Genomic DNA, 255 nt, shown 5'->3' on the forward strand with positions numbered 1-255 from the left:
CGGCGTCGTCACTTACGGCTATACCTATACGCTGACCGGTCCGTTGACCCACACCGGCCAGGGCGAGGTCAACCCGCTCAGCGACACAATCACCATGGCGGTCACCGACGCCACCGGCGACAGCGATACCACGCCGGCATCGATCGTCATCTCAATCGTCGACGACATCCCGGTTGCGGCCAACGATGCCAACAGCGTGACGGAAGGGCTTGGCCATTCGACGAACGGCAACGTGTTCGGCGCGGCCGGTGCGAG

The 255-nt window shown here is 64.3% G+C and carries 1 protein-coding gene; it reads left to right on the plus strand.

Annotation, left to right across the window (positions count from 1 at the left end):
- The coding region (locus tag EN804_RS37645) for a hypothetical protein (protein ID WP_189602261.1) at positions 1-255 on the plus strand (255 nt) is incomplete at both ends.

This window comes from Mesorhizobium sp. M8A.F.Ca.ET.161.01.1.1, from assembly GCF_004792105.1.
Taxonomy (GTDB): domain Bacteria; phylum Pseudomonadota; class Alphaproteobacteria; order Rhizobiales; family Rhizobiaceae; genus Mesorhizobium.